General features: G+C 70.8%; 15 protein-coding genes. 9 read left to right on the forward strand and 6 right to left on the reverse strand.

Annotated features, from left to right (window positions below; translation table 11 throughout):
• The first annotated feature begins 9 nt into the window (after positions 1-9).
• Complete coding sequence (locus D8670_RS01595) at positions 10-258, forward strand: DUF7472 family protein (protein WP_121816355.1); 249 nt, start codon at positions 10-12, stop codon at positions 256-258.
• 8 nt (positions 259-266) lie between these two features.
• Here the strand turns inward: D8670_RS01595 and D8670_RS01600 are convergent, their stop codons facing one another.
• Positions 267-1,289, reverse strand: coding sequence for a DNA primase large subunit PriL (locus D8670_RS01600; RefSeq protein WP_121816356.1), 1,023 nt, complete (start codon positions 1,287-1,289; stop codon positions 267-269).
• A gap of 111 nt (positions 1,290-1,400) precedes the next feature.
• Between D8670_RS01600 and D8670_RS01605 the strand changes: the two genes are divergently transcribed.
• Together D8670_RS01605 and D8670_RS01610 are read left to right on the forward strand one after the other, a co-directional pair.
• Positions 1,401-2,765, forward strand: coding sequence for an MFS transporter (locus tag D8670_RS01605; RefSeq protein WP_310732501.1), 1,365 nt, complete (start codon positions 1,401-1,403; stop codon positions 2,763-2,765).
• Between the two features lie 26 nt (positions 2,766-2,791).
• Positions 2,792-3,433, forward strand: a complete 642-nt coding sequence (locus tag D8670_RS01610) for a DUF7474 family protein (RefSeq protein WP_121816358.1) — start codon at positions 2,792-2,794, stop codon at positions 3,431-3,433.
• Positions 3,434-3,451: 18 nt separating this feature from the next.
• Here D8670_RS01610 and D8670_RS01615 read toward each other — a convergent pair whose 3' ends face one another.
• Complete coding sequence (locus tag D8670_RS01615; protein ID WP_121816359.1) at positions 3,452-4,195, reverse strand: DNA polymerase sliding clamp; 744 nt, start codon at positions 4,193-4,195, stop codon at positions 3,452-3,454.
• 112 nt (positions 4,196-4,307) lie between these two features.
• Complete coding sequence (locus D8670_RS01620) at positions 4,308-4,580, reverse strand: HalOD1 output domain-containing protein (RefSeq protein WP_162994117.1); 273 nt, start codon at positions 4,578-4,580, stop codon at positions 4,308-4,310.
• Between the two features lie 254 nt (positions 4,581-4,834).
• Here D8670_RS01620 and D8670_RS01625 point away from each other — a divergent pair, with 254 nt between their 5' ends.
• The 4 genes from D8670_RS01625 (at position 4,835) to D8670_RS01640 (ending at position 10,107) form a co-directional block, all read left to right on the forward strand.
• Positions 4,835-5,584, forward strand: a complete 750-nt coding sequence (locus tag D8670_RS01625; RefSeq protein WP_121816361.1) for a helix-turn-helix domain-containing protein — start codon at positions 4,835-4,837, stop codon at positions 5,582-5,584.
• A gap of 57 nt (positions 5,585-5,641) precedes the next feature.
• A complete protein-coding gene (locus D8670_RS01630) occupies positions 5,642-8,050 on the forward strand; it encodes a heavy metal translocating P-type ATPase (RefSeq protein WP_121816362.1) in 2,409 nt (802 codons plus the stop codon).
• A 103-nt stretch (positions 8,051-8,153) separates the two neighbouring features.
• Positions 8,154-9,182: an LLM class flavin-dependent oxidoreductase gene (locus D8670_RS01635; protein WP_121816363.1), complete on the forward strand. Its 1,029-nt coding sequence runs from the start codon at positions 8,154-8,156 to the stop codon at positions 9,180-9,182.
• A gap of 151 nt (positions 9,183-9,333) precedes the next feature.
• Positions 9,334-10,107 carry an RlmE family RNA methyltransferase gene (locus D8670_RS01640; RefSeq protein WP_121816364.1) on the forward strand — a complete coding sequence of 258 codons (774 nt, stop codon included), beginning with the start codon at positions 9,334-9,336 and terminating at the stop codon, positions 10,105-10,107.
• A gap of 54 nt (positions 10,108-10,161) precedes the next feature.
• Here D8670_RS01640 and D8670_RS01645 read toward each other — a convergent pair whose 3' ends face one another.
• The 3 genes from D8670_RS01645 to tatC form a co-directional block, all read right to left on the reverse strand.
• Positions 10,162-10,365, reverse strand: coding sequence for a hypothetical protein (locus tag D8670_RS01645; RefSeq protein WP_121816365.1), 204 nt, complete (start codon positions 10,363-10,365; stop codon positions 10,162-10,164).
• A gap of 43 nt (positions 10,366-10,408) precedes the next feature.
• The gene (locus tag D8670_RS01650; protein WP_121816366.1) at positions 10,409-10,588 is read right to left on the reverse strand and encodes a ribbon-helix-helix domain-containing protein; all 180 of its coding nucleotides are present in this window, start codon (positions 10,586-10,588) and stop codon (positions 10,409-10,411) included.
• Between the two features lie 103 nt (positions 10,589-10,691).
• Positions 10,692-12,950: a twin-arginine translocase subunit TatC gene (tatC, locus tag D8670_RS01655; RefSeq protein WP_121816367.1), complete on the reverse strand. Its 2,259-nt coding sequence runs from the start codon at positions 12,948-12,950 to the stop codon at positions 10,692-10,694.
• A 101-nt stretch (positions 12,951-13,051) separates the two neighbouring features.
• On the opposite strand from tatC, the gene D8670_RS01660 reads away from it, so the two are divergent.
• Positions 13,052-14,086: a twin-arginine translocase subunit TatC gene (locus tag D8670_RS01660; RefSeq protein WP_121816368.1), complete on the forward strand. Its 1,035-nt coding sequence runs from the start codon at positions 13,052-13,054 to the stop codon at positions 14,084-14,086.
• 301 nt (positions 14,087-14,387) lie between these two features.
• On the forward strand, positions 14,388-16,490 hold the full coding sequence (gene nasA / locus D8670_RS01665; protein WP_121816369.1) for an assimilatory nitrate reductase NasA: 2,103 nt from the start codon (positions 14,388-14,390) through the stop codon (positions 16,488-16,490).
• Positions 16,491-16,876 lie beyond the last annotated feature (386 nt).

Genomic DNA, 16,876 nt, shown 5'->3' on the forward strand with positions numbered 1-16,876 from the left:
GGGCGAGGTATGGAACGACAGACGCTGGTCGAGATCGCCGTCTCGGCCGGGTCCGTTGCGATAATGATCGGCGCGATGATGTTCGTCGGGGTCAGCTACACGACGAACGGCGACCTGACGACAGAAGGGGGGAAGGTGCTCGTCGGCGTCATCTTCGCGTTCATCCTACTCATGTTCGCGGTCGGCTACGGCCTCGCGCGGGCCGACTTCCAGTCCGACGCCGAACAGGTCGAGTCCGACGGCGCGAACGGCGCCTGAACCGCCGGCTATTCTCCCGGGTCCGGCGCGGCCTCGGCCGCGTCGAGGCGCTTCTCGTAGTACTTCAGCGGGTGCGGTATCGTCTCGCAGACCTCGTCCTTGTTCACGCAGTCGCCGTAGGCGGCCATCGTCTCGCAGCTCGGCGGCGGGTACTCGGTGCCGCCGTCGGCGGTCGCGATACGGTCCGTCCGGTAGGACTCGTCCGCGCCGCAGAACGACGCTATCTCCTCCTCGTCCATCCCGATCGCCGTCAAGAAGGAGGTCAGGACGAACCGCGAGTGCTCGGGCAGAGCCGCGCCCTCGCGGCTCCGCTCCAGCAGGTTCGCCACGCAGGGCGGGAACAGGTCGGGGGCGACCGTGTCGATGTCGCCGGAGAGCTCCAGGTCCGCGAGGAGGTCCTCGACGGCCTCGACGGCGTCGCCGAGTTCGGTCGCGATGGCGCCGGGGACCGACAGCGGCAGGCCCGCGCTCACCCGCTCCTCGACGGCCTGCCGGAGGAGCAGGTGGAGCTCCTCCCGGTCGACTGGCACGGCCCCGTCGGCGAGGGCGCGGGTGGCCAGTCGCCACCGGTCGCCGGGCAGGTCGCCCGACAGGCGCAGGTAGTCGCCGACGGCGACGCGGTAGCCGCCGTCGGTCTCGGCGACGGCGCCGTCGAGGTCGAACTCGCCGAGGAGGCGGTCGAGCGCCATCCGCTCGCCGCTCGCGCTCCGCAGCCGGTCGCCCTCGAAGTCGCTCGTGAACCGCCGGTGGGCGGTGACGGCCTCGGCGCGGGCGTACTTGCGGGTGAGGACGGGGTCGTCGACGAGCGAGACGAGCACCCGCGCGACGGGGTACGAGAGGAGTTCGACCCGCGGCCGGCGGTGGGGGTCGCCGGTCGTGTCGCCGGAGAGGGCGGCCTCGACGCGACCCACGGCGCGGTCGACCGCGGCCGGGTCCTCGCGGGCGACGAGATCGGCCAGATCGACCGCCGCGGCGTCCACCGCCTCCCGGGCGGCGTCGAGGAATGGGTACCGGGCGTGGAACCGTTTCATCGGCGACCCATTCCGCGCGGGTACCGATAAAACGCCCGGTCGCGGGTAAGCGGCTCTTACCCGTCGACCGAGGGACGAGCACCGCGGAAGCGCCGCGATACCGCACGTTCGGTGCGTACGCTTACCGTCGTCGCCGCCGTGGAGAGCACCGTGTCAGTGAACCCGGACGCCGCCGACCGCCGCGGGGTTGGGACGGTCGTGTTCGTCGTCTTCCTGGACCTGCTCGGGTTCGGCATCGTCATCCCCATCCTGCCGTTCTACGTCCGGAGCTTCGGGGTGAGCGACGTGTACATCGGCCTGCTGGCCGCGTCGTACTCGCTGCTGCAGTTCGGGTTCGCGCCGGTGCTGGGCCGGCTGAGCGACGCGCGCGGCCGCCGCCCCGTCCTCGTGCTGTCGCTGCTCGGGAGCGCAGTCGCCTGGACGGCGTTCGGCGTCGGCGGCAGCCTCGCGGTCCTGTTCGCCGCTCGGATGCTCGCCGGGGCGATGGGCGGGAACATCGCGGCGGCCCAGGCGTACATCGCGGACGTGACGCCGCCGGAGGACCGGGCCGGGGCGCTCGGCCTCGTCGGCGCGGCGTTCGGCCTCGGCTTCGTGTTCGGTCCCGCGGTCGGCGGGCTGTTCGCGAGCGACGCCGCCGTCGGCCTGGCACGGAGCGTCCTCCCCGCCGCGGTGCCGGCGACCCGGTTCTCCCTCCCGAGCTTCGCGGCCGCCGCGAGCAGCCTCCTCGCCGCCGGGTTCGCGGTCCGCTTCCTCCGCGAGACGGGCGCGCCGAAGCCGGCGCCGCGGCTGCCGCTGTCGTGGCCGCGACGCGTTCGGCGGGTCGTCGCGCCGACCGAGGCGGACGCCGACGCCGTGCGGCTCCGTCCGTTCGTGCTCGCGTACTTCCTCGTGTCGCTGGCCTTCTCGGGCGTGCAGGTGATGTTCATCCCGTACGTCGCTGACGTGTACGGCTACTCCGCGACGCAGGCGGCCGGGCTGCTCGCGTACGTTGGCGTCTTCGGCATCCTGAACCAGGGCGTGATCGTCGGCCGCCTCGCGAAGCGGGTCCCCGTCTCGGTCGTCGCGACCGCCGGCGCGGCCGTCCTCCTCGTCGCCCTCGCCGGGCTCCCCTTCACGCCCCAGATCGGCCGCGCGGTCGTCCCAGCGAACGCCGTCGTCGCGCCGGAGCTCGTCGCCCTGCTCGTCGCGCTCCCGCTGCTCTCGTTCGGCAACGGGCTACTCTCGGTCGGGCTGACGACGCTCGTCTCGACGGCGACCGGGGCCGACAGACAGGGGAGCGCCTTCGGCGTCACGCAGGGGGCCGGCAGCCTCGGCCGCACCGTCGGGCCGCCGGTGATGGCCGCGCTGTACGCGGCGGCGGCGTACTGGACGCCGTTCGTGGTCGGTGCGGCCCTCCTCGTGCCGGTCGTCGTCGCCCTGATCCGGATCGCGTCCGTCCCGCCCTCGTCCCCGGCGGACCCCGATCGCACGAACTAAGTCGGCGCGTTCGCCTATGAGAGTCCGTGGCGCCGTACTTCGACTACCCCTGCCCCGACTGCCGGACCACGAACAACCTCCACGAGACGGACTGCCGCTTCGCCGGCACGTCGTGGGCGGAGATCGAGAGAGCGTACGTCGACATCGTCGCCGCGCTGTCGGCGGAGCCCCGGCCGGAGGCCGCCCTCCGCGACGCGGTCGACGGCGACTGGGGCGCGCTCCGCGCGGCGGCGCTGTCGCTGCTGCGCGACGAGTACCGCGTCTACGAGGTCGGGAGCGACGAGGGGGACGGCGACGACGCCGCCAACCGCGTCCGCGCCGAGGACGGCGACCTCGCGCTCACCAGCCCGGAGCAGCGCCGCGAGCACCTCAGCCAGCCCGACCGCGACCCCTTGCGCACCATCTACCGGCAGGGGAGCGTCCCGGGCTGTCACGACAACGCCGTCTTCGCGATGATCGCCTACTACGAGATGGTCGGCTTCTCCTGGCGCGAGACGAGAGAGAAGGTGATCGAGTGGCTCCACGAGAGCGGCACCTGGGCCCGCGGCGGGTTCGAGGAGGCCTCCCCGGAGGAACTCGTCAACAGCAAGCGCCACGTCTACGAGGAGGGGTACGGTTGGAAGGAGAAGGCGACGGCCGCGAAACGCGTCATCGACCGTCGGACGTAGTCAGGGACGCAGTCGAGATCAGTCGCTCTGGATGCGCGGCGCGAGCATGAACGTCACCTGCCCGTTGCCCTCGGCGATGTCGAAGTGGAGCTTGACGGGGAACTCCTCGCCGAGTTCGAGCGTCACCTCGGCGTCCTTGTCGATCGCCTTGTTCATGTCCTTCAGGTAGTCGAGGCTGAACAGCGAGTGGGCGGGACCGACCTGTAGGTCGATGAGGTCGCTCTGGTCGAGTTCGAGGTGGACGTCGTCGGTGTCGCCCTCCGCGTCGACGTAGAACAGCTCGTCCGTCTCGTCGACGCCGAGCGCGATGTGGTCCGAGACCATGTCGGCGGCGGTGACCGAGCGGTCGATGTCCGCGCCCTCGATGACGATCTCGGCGGCCAGATCGAGGTCGGGGATGTCCGGTTCCTGCCGGATGGAGTCGGGGTCGATGAGCGCGAGCGTGTACTCCAGCCCGTCGATCTGGATGTGGAGCTTGCGCGTCTCCTCGTCGAGTTCGAGCTCGACGAGTTGGCCCGAGTCGGCCATGCCCGCGATGTCTTCGAGCCGCGAGAGGTTGACGCCGATGAGGCCGCCGTCGGCCTCGTAGGACTCGAACGCGTCGGCCGAGAGGGAGAGGTCGACCATCCCGACGTTCGCCGGGTCGACGGCCCGGATCTCGATGCCGTCCTCGTTCAGGTGGATCTTGCACTCGTCCACCAGCACGCTCACGGAGTCGAGCGCCGTCCGGAGCGTCTCCGCGCTAACTATCGCCTTGAACATTATTGAGTCGAGGTTTGGCGGCCCACCATAAAAAGGCACGCGTTCCGCGTGCGCGCGGACGCGGCGGAAATCGAGAGCGGGAGGCGACGGCGGGCGGACGCGACGACCGACGTCACGTCCCGTCGACGACCACGCGGCCGTCGGCGTGCACCGTCACGGCCCACTCGCCGTGGGTGAACGCGACCGAGACGTCGTCGTCGGGGTCGACGGTGTCCAGAAATCGCCCCAGCGCGTCGACGTCGACGCTCTCGTACAGAGGGTCGATGTCGAGCGGCGAAACGCCCTCGGCGTCGGCGAGGGCCTCCGCGATCGTCGTGCACACGGCTTCGGCGGGAGAGAGGAGGGAGTCCGACCGAAAATCGTGTTTTCTGATTACTTCGCTCATTGCTGTGATTAGCGGTGACTGCGGAATGAGGGTGTCCTTGGAGCACGAAACGCTTTATACGGGCTCCGGTAGGTGACAGTCGTTTTTAATTTCCGTCGCCCGCGAACAACGCCGACAGCGGGCGGTAAGGCGATCGAGCAGTCGAAGATAGTGGATCAATTATAGATCGCGCGGCCGGGGTCGTGGTCGTCCGTCCACGGCGACGGCTCGCACGGGTCGCCGCCGCTTTCCGCGTCGGCCCCCAAGGGGGGCACATGCGCGAACTCGTCTTCGCTCTGGAGTACGAACCCGGGCGCAACCGGGTGGCGGACGCGCTCGCCGACCACCCGGACGCCCGGGTCCGCTCGCTCTCGCTGCACGCCACCGACGAGAGCCTCTGGCGCGTCGACCACGTCGCCGGCGCACCCGACGCGCTGGAAGACATCGAGGACGCGTTTCTCAACGGCGACTACTACGCGGACTGCCTCGCCACCGATGACTGCGGGGCCACGCAGACCACGGAAGTCCTCGACCGCACGGCCGACACGCTCGTGCTCTACTCCGCCTGGGAGCGCACCCCCGACTGCGCGTCCGTTCCCCACATCGCCCGCGACCACCTCGGCGACGGCGTGCTGTTCGAGACGCGCCACGAGGGGCGACACTACACCTGGCGGGTCATCCACTCCGGCGACGGCGACGTCGCGGCGTTCTTCGACGACCTCGACGCCGCGGTCGGGGACTGCGCCCGGATGGAGATGCTGCGGACGACGGACGCGTCGGCGACCCCCGGCGAGGGCGACGGGAGCCCGGACGACCTCTCCCCCGAGCAGGTGGCAGCGCTCCGGGCCGCCGTCGAGCACGGCTACTACGAGTCCCCCCGCGAGGTCGACGTCGGTGCCCTCGCCGACCACCTCGACGTCCCGCGGTCGACGCTCACCTATCGGCTGCGACGGGCGGAGGAACGCCTGGCGAAGCGCTACGTCGCCGAGGCGCGGTTCGCGGACGACGCGTCGACCCGGTTGTAGCGGCAGTTGGAATATTCCAACGAAGTCTTATCGAGTCGCCGACCCTATCTTCGGGCGATGAACGACGACGCGAACGCCGCGGGACGAGCGGCCGAGGACGACGGACGGCGGGAACCGACCGTCCGCCTCGCCGTCCCCGAGATGGACTGCCCGTCCTGCGCACAGAAAGTCGACAAGAGCCTGGGCCGCGTCGACGGGGTCGTCGACGCGACGCTCCAGCCGACTACCGGCACGGCCGCCGTCACCTACGACCCCGACCGGGCCAGCGAGGCCGACGTCGTCGCGGCGATCGAGGCCGCCGGCTACGAGGTCGAAGGCGGCGGCTCCGCGGGCGACACCGACGACTCGTCCGAGGGGGCGGACGTCGCGCCGCCGTCTGAGATCTGGACGAGCCCCCGCGCGAAGAAGACGTGGGTCGGGGCGGCGCTCGTCTCGGTGGGCCTCCTCCTCGAGTTCGTCCTCACCGGCCAGAACGCCGCGGTGGCGAGCGTCCTCGGCGCTCCGATCCACGTCGCCGACGCGCTGTTCCTCGGGGCCGTCGCCGCCAGCGGCGCCCCCGTCGTCCGCGGCGGCTACTACTCGGCGCGGAACCGAAGCCTCGACATCGACCTGCTGATGGGGACGGCCATCCTCGCGGCCACCGCAATCGGCTACTTCGTCGAGGCGGCGACGCTGGCCGTCCTGTTCAGCATCGCCGAACTGCTCGAGGACTACGCGATGGACAGGGCACGGGACTCCCTGCGCGAACTGATGGAGCTCTCGCCCGACGAGGCGACGGTCAAGCGCGACGGGGCGGAGCGAACCGTCCCCGCGGAGGACGTGGCGGTCGACGAGGTCGTCGTCGTCCGGCCGGGCGAGAAGATCCCGCTCGACGGGACAGTCGTCGAGGGCGAGAGCGCGGTCGACCAGTCGCCGATCACCGGCGAGAGCGTCCCGGTCGACAAGACCGACGGCGACGAGGTGTACGCCGGCGCGATCAACCGGGAGGGGTACCTGGAGGTCGCGGTCACCTCGACGGCCGGCGACTCGACGCTCTCGCGCATCATCGAGATGGTGCAGGGGGCGCAGGCCGAGAAGACCGAGACCGAGCAGTTCGTCGACCGCTTCGCGGGCTACTACACGCCGGTCGTCGTCGCGCTGGCGGTCCTGACCGCCGCCGTGCCGCCGCTGCTCATCGCCGACCCCGTCACGGTCGGCGCGGCCGGGTACGGGTTCACCTTCGCCGGCGACTGGGGGACGTGGTTCGTTCGCGGGCTCACCCTGCTCGTCATCGCCTGCCCCTGCGCGTTCGTCATCTCGACGCCCGTCTCTGTCGTCTCCGGCGTCACCAGCGCCGCGAAAAACGGCGTCCTCATCAAGGGGGGCAACCACCTGGAGGCGATGGGCGACGTCGACGCCGTCGCCCTCGACAAGACCGGCACGCTCACGCGGGGCGAACTCGCCGTCACCGACGTCGTCCCGGTCGGCGACGCGGACGAGGCGACGCTGCTCCGCCGCGCCGCCGCGGTCGAGCGCCGGAGCGAGCACCCGATCGCCGATGCGATCCTGGCCCGCGCCGAGGAGGCCGGCGCGGCGGACGTCCCGGACCCGTCGGCGTTCGAGAGCCTGACCGGCAAGGGCGTCCGCGCCGAGTTCGACGGCGAGACCTACTACGCGGGCAAGCCTGCCCTGTTCGAGGATCTGGGCTTCGACCTCTCGCGGGCCCGTCGCGAAACCGACGGCGGCCCCGGCAGCGGTGCGACCGGAAGCCCGTCGGGTCCGCGGTCCGACGGCGGCACCGTGACCGGGGCCGCCGTCGGGGGCGGCGACGCGGGGTTCGCCGCGGACGTCCTCGCCGATCTGGAGCGCGAGGGGAAGACGGTCGTCCTCGTCGGCACGGAGACGGAACTGCTCGGCGCTATCGCGATCGCCGACGAGGTGCGGCCGGCCTCGGAGCGGGCCGTCCAGCGCCTGCGGGAACTCGGCGTCGATCGCGTCGTGATGCTGACCGGCGACAACGAGGGCACTGCCCGTGCCATCGCCGAGCAGGTCGGCGTCGACGAGTACCGCGCCGAGCTCCTGCCCGACGAGAAGGTCGCGGCCGTGCGGGAGCTACAGGCCGAGTACGGCGACGTGGCGATGGTCGGCGACGGCATCAACGACGCCCCCGCGCTGGCGACCGCCGAGGTCGGCGTCGCGATGGGCGCGGCGGGCACCGACACCGCCATCGAGACGGCCGACATCGCGCTGATGGGCGACGACGTCGGGAAGCTCCCCTACCTCGTCGACCTCTCGCGGACCGCCAACGGCGTCATCCGGCAGAACGTCTGGGCCAGCCTCGGCGTGAAGGCCCTGCTCGCGCTCGGCGTGCCGCTGGGGCTCGTGAGCGTCGCGCTGGCGGTCGTCGTCGGCGACATGGGGATGAGCCTCGGCGTGACGGGCAACGCGATGCGGCTCGCGCGGATCGAGCCCGAGCGGTTCGCGTGAGCGAGACGCACTGAGCGTCCGGCGCGAAAGAGCCCGGGCGCCGACGCGGCCGAGGCCGTTCCGGTAGCCGAACCGTTATTTCTCGCAGAGCCCGAGCGTAGGCATGAAACTCTCCGCTGTCGATCTCTCCCCGGTCCCCGCCGACGGCACCGCGACCGACGCCTACGCGAACACCGTCGAGGCCGCGCGGCGGGCCGAGCGGCTCGGGTTCGAGCGGTTCTGGGTGGCCGAGCACCACGGCATGGCGGACACCATCGCGGGCACGACGCCCGAGGTGCTGCTCGGGCACCTCGCCGCCGAGACCGACTCGATCCGGATCGGTTCCGGGGCAGTGCTGCTCAACCACTACAGCCCGTTCAAGGTCGCCGAGCAGTTCGGCGCGCTGGACGCGCTCGCGCCGGGCCGCGTCGACGCCGGGCTGGGACGGGCGAACGGGTCGCCGGCCGCCGACCGCGCCCTCGGGACCGAGCGGCGCGTCCGGAACCCCGACGAGGACCACGCCGAGAAGATCGAGGCCGTCGTCAACCACCTCTACGACGACTACCCCGACGACCACGCCTACGCCGACCTGACGATCCCGCGCTCCGGCGAGGACCCGCCGACGCCGTGGGTGCTGGGATCGAGCCCGTCGAGCGCTGCCCTCGCGGGCGAACTCGGGCTGCGCTACTGCTTCGCGGCGTTCATCCGCCCGGGGCTGGCGACGCGCTCCTTCGAGGCGTACCGCGATCGCTTCCGGGCGTCGCCGCTCTCCGGCGGCGTCGACGAACCTGAGGGGATGGTCGCGGTGAACGCGGTCTGTGCCGAGACCGACGAGGAGGCGGCACGGCTCCGAGCGGTCGCCGAGGCGTCGTTCGCGCGGATGCAGCGCGGGGAGGTCGGGACGAGGCCGTCCGTCGAGGAGGCCGTCGACGAACTCGGCGGCGTCCCCGAGCCGACGCCCGCGACGCTCGACGCGGGCGAGTGGCCGCGGGCGATCTCCGGGAGCCCGGACACGCTCGCCGGGCTGCTCGACCAGCTCGCGGACCGCGTCGGCGTCGACGAGGTGATGATCCAGCACGTCGTCGGCGACCACGGGGACGCGCTCCGGTCGCACGAACTGCTCGCCGACGGCGTCGGACTCGATCCGCGCTGAGGCGGGTCGCAGCCGCCCGGTACCGAGGGCGGGCCGCCGAACAGGTGCGTCACGCCTATCAGCGTCGGCCGCCTCCGATCGGACATGCAACCGACGCTTTCCTCCCGCGACCGACGAGCGGGAGTCCGTCGAGGGATCTCGGGTGGTACCGATGGCGGGTAAGGACGAGTACTACAACAGGGCGAAACAGGAGGGCTACCGCACTCGCGCGGCCTACAAGCTGAAGCAGCTCGACGAGCTGGAGGGGCTGATCGGCCCCGGCAACACGGTCGTCGACCTCGGGGCCGCGCCCGGCGGCTGGATGCAGGTCGCCGCGGAGATGGCCGGCGAGGGCGGCACCGTCATCGGCGTCGACCGCCAGCGCATCGACCCGCTGGAGGACGACCACGGCGCGCGCGTCGAGACCGTCCGCGGGGACATGACCGAGGAGGAGACCCGCGAAGAGGTCGTCGAGATCGCCGGCGAAGCCGACGTGGTCCTCTCGGACCTCGCGCCGAACATGACCGGCGAGTACGGCCTCGATCACGCCCGCTCGGTCCACCTCGCCCGGCAGGCGTTCGAGACGGCGCTGGAACTGCTCGACAGCGGCGGCGACTTCGCCGTGAAGGTGTTCGAGGGCCGGGACCTGGACGACCTGCGCGACGACATCGAGGAGGAGTTCGAGTACGTCCGCACGACCAGCCCCGACGCCTCCCGCGACGAGTCCTCCGAGGTGTACCTCATCGCCAAGGGCCGTCTGACCGCGCCCGTCCGCGAGGGCGACCGCCTGACCGTCGAGATCGTCGACGAGGGGAGCGAGGGCGACGGCGTCGCCAAGGTCGACGACTACACGCTGTTCGTCCGCGAGGGCGACGTGGGCGAGGAGGTAGAGATCGAAGTGACCGACGTGAAGCCCCGGTTCGGCTTCGCGAAGCGCGTCGACTGAGAGGGGCTGTCGTAACTCAGTTCGGTAGTCACCGCCGGTTCCAGCGGTCGCCGGCTACCGGGATATCCAGCAGTACGTCTGCACGCCGCCGAAGGCGAGCGCGAAGACACCGTTCTGGACGATGAGGACCGTCTGCTCCGGTGCGACTGCCCGCGTCACGAGCAGCAGCGCCGCGAACAGCGTGCTCAGCAGGAGGTTGTACTTCGCGAGCGCCGTCCAGCACTCCTCGTCCAGTTCGATCAGGCCGTCGCTGCCCATGTGCGGCGTACGACGGTCGCACGGGTAGGCGCTGGGGCGCCGGTCACTCGCCGTCGTCGTCCAGGCGGCCGTGGCGCTCGTCGATCTCGTCCAAGATGTCCAGGTTCTTCCGGATCGACGCCCGGACCGCCTCGCTCCGGTTGACGTACTTGCCGTCGTCGCCGACGTGCCGATCGAGGTCCGCGAGGAGTTCCTCGGGGATCTCGACGCTTATCTTGGGCATATCCGAGTGCTATCGGGACGCCCCGTTAACGTTCCGAACGCGGAAGGGGAGCAAGCGCCGCGGACGGAGCGGCGCCGGCGAGTCACGCGACGACCGACCCGCGTCAGGCCGTCCGACCCCGGGCGCGCCGCGGCAGCGTGACCACCCAGAGGATCCCGAGCCCGAGCAGGTAGACCAGAGCGACGGGGATGGCGACGATGAACATCGTGAGCACGCCGGAGGGGGTGAGCACGCCGGCGAGCGCGAAGATGAGGATGGTGACGATCCGCCAGCGCTCGTACATCGACTCGAAGGAGACGATGCCGCCGTAGTGGAACATGAGCTGGCTGACGAGGATGTCGCCGAGGATGCCGATCCCCGCCGTGGTGAGGAAGATGAGCCAGAAGAAGTTCTTCAGGCGGTAGGAGATGATCATGCCGGCCTGCTGGGCGTCGGCGACGAGATACGAGATGATCGTCGGTGCGACCCAGAGGTAGCCGACCGCGCTCCCGCCGACGACACCGGCGAGGATGGCGACGCCCCAGAGGCCGAACACGCGGCGGTCGCCGCTGACGAATCCGCGCTCTGCCGCGGCGGGCCAGGCGTAGTACGCGACCATCGGGAGGACGGCGATCGCGCCGAGGATGGTGCTGACCTTCACCTCGAAGATGAGCGCCTCGACCGGGTGCATCGCGATGACGGGGTTCTGGACCTCGCCGATGACCTCGGGCGGCATCTTCCGGAGGAAGTCCTCCCGAATCTGGCCGATGCCGCCGCGGTAGAGCCAGAGGAAGGAGCCGGCGAGCACGGCCATGAACACCGCGACGATGCGGAACATCTTCGACGTGAGGCTCTCCAGGATGAACCGGATGTCGTAGAAGTAGCCGCCGATGTCCTCCTCGGTCGTCTCGTCCTCGGTGAACGCGTCGACCATGCCGGCGGTGGTGCTGGTGACGGGGTCGTCCTCGGGCGTCTCGCCGCCGGCCGGCGTAGCGACCTCCTCGGCCTCGGCGCCGTCCTCCTCGGCCTCGGCCTTCGCGTCGACCTCGTCGAACCGGTCGAGGATCGCCTCGGCCTTGTCCGGCTCGTCGGCGTCCATCGCCTCGCGGGCGCGGGCCAGCGCCTCGTCCTCGGTCATCGCGGCGAACACCTCGTCGGGCGCGGCGCGGACGCCGTCGGCGTCGAGGGGGCCGAGGTCGATCTCGGCGGGGTCCGGCGCGCCGGAGACGGGGTCGACCCGCGGCGCGACGGGCTGGCGGAGCACCCTGACGGTGTAGGCGAGCACGAGGAGGAGGGCGACGATCACGCCCACCTCGACGGCGACGAGTAGCTGGTCGAGGATCCCGGTTGGCGCCGTCAGCGGCCGCGTCGTCACGCTCTCCGGCCCGAACGGTATCAGCGGGAGGAGCGACTCGTTGAGCACCGGCACGACGGAGCGCTCGACGGCCGGCAAGATCTCCCGGTTCGCGTAGCCGACGCCCCCGCCGCGGACCGCTGCGAGCGTGCCGACGACCGTCGCGGCGGCGATGCCGACCAACGCGGCGACGGAGCGGCCCATCGACCCCTCCTCGACGGCGTCGGGGGCCGCGCCGATCCGGCGGGCGTTCGTCACGATCTTCGCGAGGCCGAGGCTGAGGACGTAGAGGACGATGAGCGGCGCCGCCCACATTATCTGGGTGAAGGGGTCGGGCGGGGAAAACAGCGCGCCGAACGCGAAGATGCCGAGGATCGCGTACCGCCACTTGTCGCGGAACGTCTCGTACGGGACGATCTCGGCGTACGAGAGGACGCTCATCGCGAGCGGGAGCTGCGCGGCGAGCCCGAACGACGCGGTCAGCAGGAGCAGGAACTGCGTGTAGAGGACGATCCCGTAGCTGGGTTTGATCTCCGCGCGGACGGCGTTGACCGCGAGGAACTCGAACATGAACGGGAAGAAGACGGCGTAGGCGTACACGACGCCGCCGGCGAACAGGAGCAGGGAGAGGGTGATGAAGCCGGCGACGCGGGCGCGGGTGACCGGGACGACGGAGTCGTACCCGCGCTCGGCCAGCGCGTCCCGGGAGTAGTACAGCAGGAACGGGATCGCGAGCAGGACGCCGACGAGCAGGCCGATCTTCACCTGCAACAGGATCACGTCGAACGGCGTCCGGACGATGAAGTCCACCTGCCCGTCGGCGACCGTGCCGCCGAGCTGCGAGGTGGTGTTCGACTGGAGGAAGTCCCAGACGAACGTCCGCAGGGCGTAGATAGTGCCGACCAGACCGATGACGAACACCATGAACACCTTCTGGAGGTGCGACTGCGCGGACGACAGCACGGCGCCGATCGTCTCGCGACCGGAGTTGACGGCGCGGGCGGTGTCCTCGTCGATGGCCGAACTCATTAGTCGTCGGGGGATTACCGGGACGCGGTTATCAATCTTCTTCTCTGCCCGTGAACGGTAAGAAAAGGCCTATAAGACGCCGCGCGCCTACCTTCTGACGAATGCCGGACGAGTCGGAGGACGATTCTGGGCTGACGAAAAACGACCCCGACGAGACGTGGGAGTCACCGGAGCCGGAGCCGCAGGAGGTGCCCGACCACGAGGCTCCCGCGACGGAGGACCGCCCGGACGAGTCGCTCCAGCCGCCCACCGCCGAGACGAGAACGGGTGACGCGCCCGTCGACCCGGCCGACGACGTCGACGGGACGACCCCGCCGGGCGCGTCGACCCCGCCGGGAGCGCCGGCCCACGGCGGCGGCGAGACCGGCGTCGACGACGACGAGGAGTGGACGGAGCCGCCGGACGACGAGGAGCTCCCGCTCGCCGTCCACATCGAGGAGATGGTCAAGCGCCTCGCCGTCGTCGCCTTCGTCGCCGCCATCGTCACCTCCGCCGCCTTCCCCTTCGCGCAGGACTTCATCACCACCATCTGGTACAACGTCCACCCGGGGACGGTCGCCGAGTGCCCGGGCGCACAGCAGTGCGCGCCGCCGCACGTGTACGGCCCGCTCGAACTGAAGCTGGCCGAGCTGAAACTCGCCAGCCTCGCCGGGGTCGTCCTCGCGCTCCCCGTGTTCGTCTACGAGACGTACCTGTTCATGCGGCCGGGGCTGTACCCGCAGGAGCGCCGGTACTACCTCGCGGCCGTGCCGACGAGCCTCGTCCTCGCCATCGTCGGCGTCTCCTTCGCGTACTTCCTGATCCTCCCCGCGCTGTTCACGTACTTCCTCTACTACTCCGAGCAGACCGCGGACATCGCGTTCGCGCTCCAGGACACGTTCAACCTGATCCTCATGATGATGGGGACGCTGGCAGTCGTCTTCCAGATCCCGCTTTTCATCATGCTCGCCATCATGATGGGGATCACGACGCGGCGGTGGCTCGCGGCCCGCCGCCTCTACTTCTGGGGCGCCTTCCTCGGCATCGCGTTCCTGTTCAGCCCCGACCCCACCGGGATGGCGCCCATCATGGTCGCCGGGACGATGGTCGTCCTGTTCGAGGGGACGCTCCTGTTGCTGCGCTGGGTCGGGCGCTGACGGCCCGCCGCCGCAGCGCGTTCGCGCGGTCTCTTCGCGTCGCTTTTCGCTGGACGCCCGTCCACATCTCCCCGGCTCTGCCGGGCCCTGTCCGTCTAACCGGGTAATATCCCCTTGAACACTGACCGTTCGGCTACCGATCCGCTCGATAACTCGTCGTTCCACAACGAACAGCGTTTTAAACTGCTCTATCGTTCGTATTTCCCGCTAAGATGTACTCGTACGTTTCGAGAAATAGACCAGGAGTGATCGCACGGAGAGGGGATCTCTCTGTTCGGAAGCATACCGGAGGTGGGCGCCGGTGACCGAGCAGGTGCCGACCACCTGCGTCCGCTGCGCGGTCGGGTGCGGCCACGTCCAGCAGGCCGTCGACCGGGGCTACGGGCTCGACGTCGTCGGGGGCGACCCCGCCCACCCGGTGAACCGGGGACTCGCCTGCCAGCGCGGGGTCGAGGAGACGGCCGACCCCGACGCCGAGTGGTTGACCCAGCCGCAGGTCCGGCGCGGCGGCGAACTCGTCGCGACGACGTGGGACGTGGCGCTGTCGGTCGCGAGCGAGGCAATCGCGGCCGCCGCCGACCGCGACCCGCACTCGGTCGCCGTCCTGGGGAGCGGCCAGCAGACCAACGAGGCCGCGTACGCGCTCGGCAAACTCGCCCGAGGGGGGATCGGCACCCGACGCTACGACGCCAACACCACGCTCTGCATGGCGAGCGCGGTGACGGCCTACTACGACGCGTTCGGGAGCGACGCGCCGCCGCCGACGTACGACGATATCCCGGCGGCGGAGAGCCACGTGGTCTGGGGCGCGAACCCCGCCGCCGCCCACCCCGTCATGTTCCGCTGGATCGCGGACTCGGCGGACGAGGCGGGGTCCGAACTGGTCGTCGTCGACCCGGTCGAGAGCGAGACGGCGGAAGTCGCGGACCGCCACGTGAGCCCCGATCCGGGCACCGACCTCGCGCTGGCCCGGACCGTGCTCGCCCGGATCGTCGAGACCGACCGCGTGGACGAGGCGTTCGTCGACGAGGCGACCGCGGGGTTCGGCGACCTCGCCGCGTCGCTACCGGACCCCGCCGCGGCCGCGGAGACCGCCGGCGTTCCGCTCGAGACGGTCGACCGCCTCGCCGCGGCGTTCGACCGCGACGCGCTCGTCTACTGGGGGATGGGCGTCAACCAGAGCGTCCAGGGGACCGCGACGGCCGGCGCGCTGATCGACTGCTGTCTCGCCACGGGCAACCTCGGCCCCGGCTCCGGCCCGTTCTCGCTCACCGGGCAGGCGAACTCGATGGGGACGCGCGTCTGCTCGTCGAAGGGTACCTGGCCGGGCCACCGCCCGTTCGACGACCCCGAGGCCCGTCAGACCGTCGCCGACGCCTGGGACGTGCCGGTCGACGCGCTCCCGGACGACCCCGGCCCCGGCCCGGTCGGAGTCGTCGACGCGATGGCCGAGGGGGCCGTCGACGTCTGCTGGACCGTCGCGACAAACCCCGCCGCCGGGATGCCGGACGGGGGGAAGGCGCGCGACGCGCTCTCGGATGCCTTCCTGATCGTCCAGGACGCCTTCCGCTCGGAGACGGTCGAGCACGCCGACGTGGTGCTCCCGGCGTCGACGTGGGGCGAGACGGAGGGGACGGTCACGAACATGGAGCGCCGCGTCTCCCGCGTCCGGGCGGCGACTGAGACGCCGAGCGGGGTCCGGTCGGACCTCGACATCGTCGGCGCGGTGGCCGACCGCGTCGCTCCGGGGCTGCTCGACGGGCCGCCGACAGACCCCGAGGCGACCTTCGACGAACTCGCCGCGCTCACCGCCGGCACGCCCGCCGACGTGTCCGGCATCACCTACGACCGTCTGGACGCGGCGGGCGCGGTCCGCTGGCCTGCACCGGACGCGACGAGCGAAGGTGGCTACCGCTACCGCGACGGCGACGACTGGTCGTTCGAGACGGACTCCGAACGGGCCCGCTTCTCGACGGGCCGCCACGGCGGCCTCCCCGAACCCCCGGACGACGACTTCCCGCTGACGCTTACCACCGGACGGAAGCCCGACGCGTACAACACCGGCGTCCGCGCCCGCGCTACCGGCTCGCCGGCGGCAAGACTGAACCCCGCGACGGCGCGGGCGTTCGGCGTGGAGGCGGGCGACGGTGATGGCGAAGGCAGTGACGCCGACGAACCCCCTGTCACCGTCGCGTCGCGGCGCGGGAGCGTCGAGGCCGCCGTCGAACTCGACGAGGGTGTTCCAGACGGCGTCGTCTGGCTCCCGATCCACCACCCCGCTGTGAACGAACTCACCCTACCGGCGACCGACCCGCGCTCCGACGAGCCGAACTTCAAGCAGTGCGCGGTGCGGCTGGAAGCGGGGGAGCGTGCGGCCTCCCGTGCGGTGAGGGTTCCCGAATGACGCGCGACCCGGAGCGCGTCGGTGACTGACCTCGTGGGCGTGGTCGTGGCCGGCGGCGTTCCTGAGCGTCGACACGCCCGCGGCGCTGCGCGCGCTCCGATGCGGGGACACCGACGGGCCGGTCGAGTCGGATTGACGGATCCCCAGATCCCGCCCTCGCGACCCGCTCTCTTTCGAACGTCCGTCGTCCTAGAACACCATTAAGACGGCTAAACTCCGACCGGCTGTCGTCGCGACGCGGGTTATTTTGGAAATGTTCAACGATTAGTACTTTAGTGGATGATAGAGTATATTATATCGTGATTAAACAATGAACGAGTCTAAATATAGCAGTGTATTAGACATTTGTCCAGACAGAATGAGCGGCGGTCGCTCGGGGGTGATCG

This window comes from Halostella limicola, from assembly GCF_003675875.1.
GTDB lineage: Archaea > Halobacteriota > Halobacteria > Halobacteriales > Natronoarchaeaceae > Halostella > Halostella limicola.